Source organism: Anaeromonas gelatinilytica, assembly GCF_016820635.1.
GTDB classification, from domain to species: domain Bacteria; phylum Bacillota; class Clostridia; order Tissierellales; family SIT17; genus Anaeromonas; species Anaeromonas gelatinilytica.
The window spans coordinates 1-9,765 of the sequence record NZ_WSFU01000034.1; the positions used below are offsets into that span (position 1 = coordinate 1).

The 9,765-nt window shown below is 25.7% G+C and carries 9 protein-coding genes; 1 reads left to right on the plus strand and 8 read right to left on the minus strand.

The window, feature by feature from the left end:
* Positions 1-199: 199 nt before the first annotated feature.
* From GOQ29_RS02895 to gpr, 6 genes are all read right to left on the minus strand, one after another.
* Positions 200-394: a radical SAM protein gene (locus GOQ29_RS02895; protein WP_203371132.1), complete on the minus strand. Its 195-nt coding sequence runs from the start codon at positions 392-394 to the stop codon at positions 200-202.
* Between the two features lie 41 nt (positions 395-435).
* Positions 436-2,250, minus strand: coding sequence for a translation elongation factor 4 (gene lepA, locus GOQ29_RS02900; protein WP_203371133.1), 1,815 nt, complete (start codon positions 2,248-2,250; stop codon positions 436-438).
* Between the two features lie 150 nt (positions 2,251-2,400).
* Positions 2,401-2,712, minus strand: a complete 312-nt coding sequence (locus GOQ29_RS02905) for a hypothetical protein (RefSeq protein ID WP_203371134.1) — start codon at positions 2,710-2,712, stop codon at positions 2,401-2,403.
* Between the two features lie 48 nt (positions 2,713-2,760).
* Positions 2,761-3,300, minus strand: coding sequence for a signal peptidase I (lepB, locus tag GOQ29_RS02910; protein WP_252187495.1), 540 nt, complete (start codon positions 3,298-3,300; stop codon positions 2,761-2,763).
* Positions 3,301-3,365: 65 nt separating this feature from the next.
* Positions 3,366-4,646 (minus strand): stage II sporulation protein P, encoded by a 1,281-nt coding sequence (gene spoIIP / locus GOQ29_RS02915; protein WP_203371135.1) that lies wholly within the window; start codon positions 4,644-4,646, stop codon positions 3,366-3,368.
* 131 nt (positions 4,647-4,777) lie between these two features.
* Positions 4,778-5,752 carry a GPR endopeptidase gene (gene gpr, locus GOQ29_RS02920; protein ID WP_203371136.1) on the minus strand — a complete coding sequence of 325 codons (975 nt, stop codon included), beginning with the start codon at positions 5,750-5,752 and terminating at the stop codon, positions 4,778-4,780.
* A gap of 204 nt (positions 5,753-5,956) precedes the next feature.
* Between gpr and rpsT the strand changes: the two genes are divergently transcribed.
* The gene (gene rpsT / locus GOQ29_RS02925; protein WP_203371137.1) at positions 5,957-6,220 is read left to right on the plus strand and encodes a 30S ribosomal protein S20; all 264 of its coding nucleotides are present in this window, start codon (positions 5,957-5,959) and stop codon (positions 6,218-6,220) included.
* Between the two features lie 34 nt (positions 6,221-6,254).
* Here rpsT and holA read toward each other — a convergent pair whose 3' ends face one another.
* Entirely contained in the window at positions 6,255-7,289 is a 1,035-nt protein-coding gene (gene holA, locus GOQ29_RS02930; RefSeq protein WP_203371138.1) for a DNA polymerase III subunit delta, read from the minus strand.
* Entirely contained in the window at positions 7,279-9,705 is a 2,427-nt protein-coding gene (locus GOQ29_RS02935) for a DNA internalization-related competence protein ComEC/Rec2 (protein WP_203371139.1), read from the minus strand. Before GOQ29_RS02935 ends, holA begins: the two co-directional genes overlap by 11 nt.
* Between the last annotated feature and the right edge of the window lie 60 nt (positions 9,706-9,765).

Sequence of the window (9,765 nt, forward strand, 5' to 3'; positions counted from 1 at the left end):
CTAATTTTTTCTGCTTTCGCCACTTTCACGCTTACTATTTCTAGTTACGTTGTAGTTTAGATAACTTTACGAGTTTCCAGCAATTCAAAGGATTTTGGATACTTTAGTATCACTCCATGCTCTTTATGAACATGGGAGGCTGTCAACATTTTAATAATCTATAAATTTTTTATAAGTATTTATAGGTTACTTGTAACTGTTAGTTACCTCCTCCAAAAAAGATAGTTCTAAATTTGTAATCTTTAACTTTTTCTGAATACATATCTATCTCTTTTAAAAGTAATGCTATATATTCTTCAACATTTTCCTCATTATATTTAAAGGATGTAAAGTCACAATAGTTACATTTCCTAATACAAAATGGTATATGAATATATAACGCTGCACTATTCATCTATAACCTCCTAATCATAAAATGCACACATATGTGTGCATTTATTTATCTTCAAATTTAAGTACTGCAAGAAATGCATCTTGTGGTACTTCTACATTCCCAACCTGTCTCATTCTTTTCTTACCCTCTTTTTGTTTTGCTAATAACTTTTTCTTTCTACTTATATCTCCACCATAACATTTAGACAAAACATCTTTTCTTAAAGCTCTAATAGTTTCTCTAGCAATTACTTTATTTCCAATAGTTGCTTGTATTGGTACTGCAAACATATGTCTAGGAATAATATCTTTAAGTTTTTCAGCTATCATTCTACCTCTTTCATAAGCTTTATCTCTATGTGCAATTATAGAAAACGCATCTACTAATTCCTTATTGATTAATATATCTAATTTTACTAAATCAGATTCTTTATACCCTTTTAACTCGTAGTCTAATGAAGCATATCCTTTAGTTTTTGATTTTAATGCATCAAAAAAATCATATATAACTTCATTAAGAGGCATATCATAATGCATAACAACTCTGGTTTCTTCCATATACTCCATGTTTTTAAATTCTGCTCTTCTATTTTGACATAATTCCATAACAGGTCCTACAAAGTCGGTTGGAGTCATAATAGATGCTTCTACTATTGGTTCTTCCATATATTCTATTTCTTGCGTATCAGGCATATTTGTAGGATTTTGAATTTCAATAACTTCTCCATTAGTTTTCTTTATTTTATATATAACACTAGGAGCAGTTGTAACAATATTTAAATCAAATTCTCTTTCTAATCTTTCTTGAATTATTTCTAAATGAAGCAATCCTAAAAAACCACATCTAAAACCAAATCCTAAAGCTACTGATGTCTCAGCTTCAAATATAAGTGCAGCATCATTTACTTGTAATTTTTCTAATGCATCTCTAACATTATTATAGTCTTCTCCTTCAGCTGGATAAATACCACAATACACCATAGGAGTTACTTTTTTGTATCCTGGTAATGGATTATCTGCTCTATTATCTACCTGAGTTATAGTATCTCCTACTCTTGCATCTTTAACATTTTTTATACTTGCAGATATATAACCAACATCTCCTGCATTTAACTGGTCTGTAGATATCATGCTAGGAGAAAATATGCCTACTTCTGTTACTTCAAATTTCTTACCGGTTGCCATCATCTCTATTTCCATGCCTTTTTTAATATGTCCATCCATAACTCTAACATCGGCAATAACACCTTTATAAGTATCATAATAAGAATCAAAAATAAGTGCCTTCAAGGGATTTTCATTATCTCCTTCTGGAGCAGGAACTTTATCTACTATATCTTCCAATACATCTTCGATATTTATCCCATCTTTTGCAGAAATCATTGGAATATCAGAACAATCTAACCCTATAACATCTTCTATTTCCTTTTTTATTTCATCTGGTCTAGCACTTGGCAAATCAATCTTATTTATAACTGGAAGTATTTCTAAATCTTGCTCTAATGCTAGATATACATTAGCTAATGTTTGTGCTTCTACTCCTTGTGCAGCATCAACAACTAAAATAGCTCCTTCACAAGCTGCAAGACTTCTAGAAACTTCATAATTAAAATCTACATGTCCTGGAGTATCTATAAGATTTAAAATATACTCTTTCCCGTCCTTTGATTTATATACTAAACGAGTTGTTTGAAGCTTTATTGTAATACCTCTTTCTCTTTCCAAATCCATATTATCTAAAAGTTGTTCCTGCATTTCTCTTTCAGTTACTAATCCAGTACTTTGAATCAATCTATCTGCTAATGTGGATTTTCCATGATCTATATGTGCAATTATAGAAAAATTTCTTACTCTAGATCTTCTTTCTTTTATATCCATTCTGTTCCTCCTTAAATCTAGAAAATGTTTAATATTACTGTCATCTACAATGTAGAATATCATATATATTTACTTAAGTAAATATATATGATATTCTATCAATAATTTTATCAATAAAAATACGGACAAAATGTCCGCTTAAAAAGAAATTTATTTGATAATATCAGGAACGTAATTTTTTATCCTTAAAATTGGATTTTTAATTCCATTAAAAATTTTATTAATTAAATCTTGTTTAATTTTGTACTCGTGTCCGAAAAGCTCAATTTTATAAGTAGATTCTTCTAATTCATAATTAAACACATTAATATCTGACAACTCTAAATAATTAGATAAAGTACCATCTACTACTAAAATACTAATAAAAAGAATACCAATTAAAACTAATATAAAAAAAACTTTTCTTCTTCTTTTTTTCTTAAATTCTTTTTCTTTCAAGTATCTTTCTAATCTACTTTCCACAATAATCACCCTTTGCTATTATGGACATAGATTATAATAATTATACATCTAATTTAATGTTCCAAATCTATCATCAAAAGGAAAATATCTAAAAAAAGCTTTACCATGTATACTATCAATATCTACGGTTCCAAAGTATCTACTATCTTTGCTAGCTCCTTCTTCTCTATTATCCCCTAATAAGAATACTTCATTTTCAGGCACTTCTATCTTTAATTCATTTAACGTAGAAATTCCATCATCAATATATTCCTCTTTAATTTTATCACCATTTACATAAACAGAACCTTCTTTTATTTCTATTATATCTCCCGCTAAACCTATCACTCTTTTAATATAGTCTTTATTTGGATCATCTGGAGCATCTAAAACCACAATGTCTCCTCTTTCTGGAGCATCTAATAAATAAGTTATCTTATTTGTAAATAATCTATCTTTTTCATATAATGTAGGATACATAGAATAACCTATAACATAAGTTGTATCAAATATAAAGGTTTTTATAATTATTGCAATAATTACAGCTAAAGCAATACTTTTTATCCATTCGATAGCTTCCTTTTTCATACTTTTACTTTTAGCTTTCATAAGCCAACACCTCCAGTTACCAATATCTTATATTATAGCATTATTAAATAAAAAAAAGAAGGGTATTAATTAATAATACCCTTTAATGCTACATCAAGAATTTCAGCTACATATTTAGCAGTTCTTTTAGTATCTTCTATATTATTTATATTACTTCCTACCTCCATTAGCAATGTATAATCACTTAAATATTGATTATATTTACCATAAGGCTTTATTATTGGCTCAAGACATAATCCTGGATACATCATGTCCGATATATCTTTTATATAGTTAGAGAACAAAAGTATTTGATTTTTATTTGGAGTATCATTCCCTATTACAAATCTAAAAGTTCCAACTTTTTCTCCATCTATTTCAATTACACTTTGCTTTTTTATTTTGTCATAGTAAGATGTATTTGGAGTAACTCCATCTCTATGAATATCAATAAGCACCTTTAGGTTTTTATTTTTATTAGTTTCTTCTTTAATTGTAGCTAATGATCTACTATAAGACTCATTATAACTTGGATAATCATGAAGAGTCTCAATATGAGATACACTATGCCCTCTTTTTTTCAATTCTTCATCCATTATATTTCCTACAGCTATAACATTGTATTCTTTATCTTTGGTCCTATAATCTACTTTTGCCTTAGGTAAATATGCCTCTGTAGCATGTGTATGATAAATCATCACATAAGGACTATTATTAGACGCTATATCAAAATTTTTAGGTTTTTCTATCCCTTTTATAGCTTCCAATGCTTCTTCTTTAGATATACCTTTACTACTAGTAGGAATGACCTCATCATCTTCGCCATCAATAAATGACACATCTCCTAAGGGTGAATAATCGCTTTCTATTTCTAAGTCTTCCTTTGAATTATCTTTAGCAATACTTCCCCGATTAACATAGTTCCCATTATTGCCTAATTCAATCTCATCTAAATCGGCAGTACTTATTATAGCCGGTAATTGACTTTTCAATAATTTTTGTTCAATTTTAATGTCTTTTGTAAGTACTTCTTTTATTTTTGTTAATATATTTTTATTATTATATTTTTCGTCATATATACTTTTTATAAATACATTGGAATTGCTAAGAATCTTCACTAAGAAACCTGAATCATTCACATCATCTTTATCTATGTTATCATCTTTATCTATGTTATCATCTTTATCCACATCTTCTGCTTTTTGACTATTTTCATTAAATACTTCTACAACATCTAATGTTTTCTGTGAAGATTGATCATATTTCAAATTACTAATTATTTTAACTCCGAAAAATATAAGAATCAAACAAAATATAGCTATTAGTATATATATTATACTTCTATCTTTTATATAGTATACTCTCATTCTTTCACTCCTCCTAAGTGTCTATTAATAATTTTTCATTATATTAAATATATTCATATGTTTTATGTATTATGATTTTATCTTCTAATCCAATAAACTTTTCCGCACAATAAAAAAACCCACTTAAGGGTTTAATTTAAATATCTATTAACATCCTTTAAATCTATTCCTGGATGTACCGAAATATTAATTCCATTAGAAACTACTTGACTTAAATCATTAATTAAATCATCTACTTCCTTAGGTGTTACCATGACATTATCCATATATGGAGTAAGTACTTCTTTAATCAAATTATATTTATCTCTAGAGCTTAAATCCTCTAATAATGAATAAAACTCTTGACCTTCTTTAGTATGATTTTTCATTTCTCCTATTATTAATCCTATTGTATCATTTATTAATGTAGCTGCATCTACAACTGTAGGAATTCCTATTGCTATAACTGGTACACCTAAATATTCTGAATTAATAGGCTTCCTCTTATTCCCTACTCCTGAACCAGGACTTATTCCAGTATTAGAAATTTGTATAGTTGAACTAATATGTTTCATATTTCTTGAAGCTAATGCATCAATAGCAATAACTATATCTGGATTAGTTTTTTCTATTATTCCTTTAATAATTTCTCCTGTTTCTATCCCTGTAAGTCCCATGACTCCAGGAGAAACTGCTGATACATTTGCCATAGATTCATCTTGATCTTTATTATAATCCTGAAAAAAATGTCTAGTAACTAATACCTTCTCTACAACTTTAGGTCCTAATGCATCTGGTGTTACATTTCTGTTTCCTAATCCTACAATTAAAACTTTATTATGTTTCATTGGCTCTATCATAACTTTTAATTCTTTAGCCAATAATTTACTGATATTATCCTTTAAATCTTGATCGGCTTTTTTTAAAGCTGGAGATTCTATAGTAATGTAACTACCAATTTTCTTATTTAATTTTTGTTGACCTGATTCATCTAATATTTTTATTCTTGTAACTATATAATCCTTGTCTTCTTCTTTCTCAACTTCTACACCAGAAACCTCTTTTTCTTTTCCCTCATTATATATTTCTCGTGCTTCTACAGCCAAATCTGTTCTTAATTGAAACATTTAATTACCTCCAATTTGTAATTTATATTCATTTATATTTATAATTACTATATATCAATATAAATATTCTAATTAAGGATTAATAAATTATTTTTTTGGCTAACATATTAATATAATTAAACATTAGATATATTTCTCTTGTAATTATCTATTCTTTATGGTAGAATAGCTCTTGTTAACGTATTTAAAGGGGGTGAAAACCTGATGGCTAATATTAAATCAGCTAAGAAAAGGATTAAGGTTATCGAAAATAAAACACTAGTAAATAAAAAAAGAAAATCACAAATAAAAACTTACATTAAAAACTTTGAAAATGCTTTAGATAATAATAATATAGATGAAGCAAAAGAAATATTCAAAACAATTGAAAGAAAGCTTGATAGAGCTGCAATTAAAGGTACTGTAAGTAAAAATTCTGCAAGAAGAAAAGTAAGTAAACTTGCTAAAAAAATTAACACGGCAATATAATTATTAAACTTCGGGATGACCCGAAGTTTTTATATTATCTATTATTTCTAAAATTCATTATTAGCAATTCTATAGCTATGCCACTATCTATCTTCCCTGTCTTTATATTTTTGTCTGTAATTAAACATTCATTTAATCCGTTTCTTAACTCTTTTATATCAAAATTATTACCCTGACTAATTAACTTTCTTGTTACAAAATCTCTTATTTTCATTTTCTTTGAAATATTTTTTATACTATATCCCTTTTGTTGAAGTAATTTAGCCATATATAGTAATCTAATTTGTCTAATTATCATATGAATGATTAATTGATGTGGCTCATTGTTCAAAGACATCCTATTAAATATTGATAATGCCTTGCTATAATCCATTTCTCCTATACTATCTACTAAAGCAAATATATTACTATGTAATGATTTAATTAGTACATCTTCAATATCCTTAATCTCAACATTATTTCTATCTCCTAAATAATTAGATACCTTTATGATTTCATTTTTTAAATCATATAAAGTTTTATCACTATTTTGATCCAGATATCCCGAAATATCTATAAAATCATTTATTTCCTTTTCCTTAATATTTTTATTCTCATTTTTAAATTGCTTTATTATCCATTTATTTAAGTCTATACCTTTTATCTTAGAAAATTCTATTAATCCTTTATTTTCCTTTATCTTCTTAACTATTTTCTTTCTTTTATCTATAGATTCTGTTTTTAGAATAAATATTAAACTAGTAGTTTTACTAGGTTTTTCTATATAGTTAATCAACTCTTCTAAATCTTCACTTTTACCTTGAGATTTAAAAAATGAAGGCTCATTAACAATAACTATCTTTTTATCTGCCATAAAAGGTAAAGTCTCAGATGCATTAACTATATCAGAAACTCTTGATTCCCTAGCATCAATATTTATAAAATTCAATGTTTCTAAAGTAGGTGATATATATTTTTCTTTAATTTCATCCACACAGAAATCTATCAAAAATGTTTCCTCACCAAAAAATAAATATACATTTTTTAATTGATTATTTTTTATATCTAATAAAAGTTGTTTATATGTCATGAATTTTCTCCTTTTTACTTTCTACTATTTTTAAATATCGAATATCCATATATAATGTAACACTAAATATTATAAAAAAGAATAAATCATATATTAAATACTGATTTTCTATGTTATTATATGTATTAATTTCATAACTATCAAATTTATCTACAACAGAAATACATCCCTCTTCATCAGTTCTATATAAACTTATATTCCTATCATACAGTTTATTTAATGTTTCATCATGTGGATGACCAAATGTGTTTTTACCAACACTTATAATTGCTCTATCAGGTTCTATATGATCTATAAACTCATCAGTAGTTGATGTATTACTACCATGATGTCCTAATTTAACTATATCAAATTTTTCATCATTATATTTGATATATTCATCTTCTAATTCTTTTTCTGCATCTCCCATAAATAGAATCCTATTATTATCTAATTTTAGAGAAATTATAAGGGAATTATTATTCTCTTGATTAAAATCAGTTTGTTGTGGAACATAAAAGCTAAATTCAGCAATATCATATATTTTCAATTTATCTTTATTATGAACGGAAATTATGTTCACACCTTTTCTTTTTGCTAAATAAACTATCTCTTTATACAAATTATTTCTTTCATTATTAGGATTAAAAAATATATTATTTACCTTAATCTTAGAATCTTTTAATATTGAAATAAGTCCTTTTACATGATCATCATGAAAATGACTAATAAATACTCCATCTATTTCATTGATTCCTTTTTTTAACAAATAAGGAATCAATATATTCTCACCTACATCATAGTCTCCAAAAGTCGTGCCTCCAGTATCTATAAAAAAACATTTACTTTTTATCTCTACTAATGCACTATCTCCTTGTCCTACATCAATGAAATTCACATTCCATTTTGATTGATTCAAAATAATTTCATTCAATATTACTAAGAATATAAATGTTTTTAAAAAAGTTATTTTATATTTAAATTTTATTCTTCTTAATTCTTTACTATTTACTATTACATAAATAATAAAATAATAAATTACTATATTTATAATTGATATAGAAGGTAAATAGAATACTATATTTAAATATTTATGCACTAAATTAGCTATATAAGAAAAATACGTAAGAGTTTTATTTATCAATCCCATCAATATTATAGCTCCATTAAAGGAAAAAATAGATAATCCTATTAAAAATATAACTAAAATAAGTAAATACGACAATATTGGAATTAATATTAAATTAGCTATTAATGAAGTAACTGTAATATAATTGAAATTATAGATTAATATAGGGGCTATCCCTATCTGAACTGCTAATAAAGGTGATATAAATTTCCCAAATCTTACATCAGTAAAGATAGCATTATTTATTTTAGGAGTCAATACTATAATAGATAATGTACATATAAAAGATAATTGAAAGCCTACATCAAAAATCCATAACGGTCTATATATTAATAATATTAATGCCACAAAAGCTAAAATATTTACATAATCAGGTCTTCTATATATTACCCTAGAAAGCATCAAAAAACTAAGTATCATACTAGCTCTAAGTATAGAAGGAGGATAACCAACAATATATCCATAAATAAATACAAATAAAACAGTAATTAATGCAGAAACTCTATAATGTATATTTAGTTTTCTAAATATAAATAATAAAAACCCTGTTATTATACCAATATGAAGTCCAGAAACAGCTAATATATGAGCAATACCTAATTGTCTATACTCATCAAGATTATCTTCTTTTAGTAAAGTATCATCCCCTAATAATATACCCTTAATAATTCCAATATTCTTTTCTTCCAAAGAGGATTCTAAAAAAACATCTAAATATTCTTTTACATTTAATTTAACAACCTCTAATATACTTAGTGAAATTTTACCAATAGATTTATAACTTCCTTTTTCAAATTCAATTATTGAATAGATATTTCTGGTTTTAAGATATCTAGAATAATTAAATAATCTAGGATTAGTATTAACTTCAGGTTGTTCAATATAAGCTTGTCCACGAACTGTGGTACCATAATCTATTCTTACATTATCTTTTAATTTTACAATTGTTTTTTCCGACATTTTTATAGTACCACTTTTATCAAAAACTTTATTAATCTCTCCATTATAAGATGTATAATATTCCTTTTCACTTATTCTATCTTTTATTATTACCTCTAATTCAACATTTTCATCATAATAATCATTCATTTCACTAAAATTCAAATTATTGTATAATAAAAGTCCTGCAAAATTAAAAATCACCATATAAAAAAATATATTTCTAATTTTCTTATTATTTATTAATAAAGTAAATCCAAGTATAATAAAAAAACTCAATATTATAATTAAAATATTTAATTCAATATAATAAAAAAATATTATTCCTATTACAAAAGGAATTAAAATATTAATAAAAGGTCTTTTCATAATAATATAACTCCAATTTTTTATAATATTATATCATTAAAAATAAGGACGAATCAAAAA

What these genes read in the sequence shown, in the direction of transcription:
- GOQ29_RS02895 (WP_203371132.1), bottom strand. Translation starts at nt 394, where the DNA reads ATGAATAGTGCAGCGTTATATATTCATATACCATTTTGTATTAGGAAA.
- lepA (WP_203371133.1), bottom strand. Translation starts at nt 2,250, where the DNA reads ATGGATATAAAAGAAAGAAGATCTAGAGTAAGAAATTTTTCTATAATT.
- lepB (WP_252187495.1), bottom strand. Translation starts at nt 3,300, where the DNA reads ATGAAAGCTAAAAGTAAAAGTATGAAAAAGGAAGCTATCGAATGGATA.
- spoIIP (WP_203371135.1), bottom strand. Translation starts at nt 4,646, where the DNA reads ATGAGAGTATACTATATAAAAGATAGAAGTATAATATATATACTAATA.
- gpr (WP_203371136.1), bottom strand. Translation starts at nt 5,752, where the DNA reads ATGTTTCAATTAAGAACAGATTTGGCTGTAGAAGCACGAGAAATATAT.
- rpsT (WP_203371137.1), top strand. Translation starts at nt 5,957, where the DNA reads ATGGCTAATATTAAATCAGCTAAGAAAAGGATTAAGGTTATCGAAAAT.
- holA (WP_203371138.1), bottom strand. Translation starts at nt 7,289, where the DNA reads ATGACATATAAACAACTTTTATTAGATATAAAAAATAATCAATTAAAA.
- GOQ29_RS02935 (WP_203371139.1), bottom strand. Translation starts at nt 9,705, where the DNA reads ATGAAAAGACCTTTTATTAATATTTTAATTCCTTTTGTAATAGGAATA.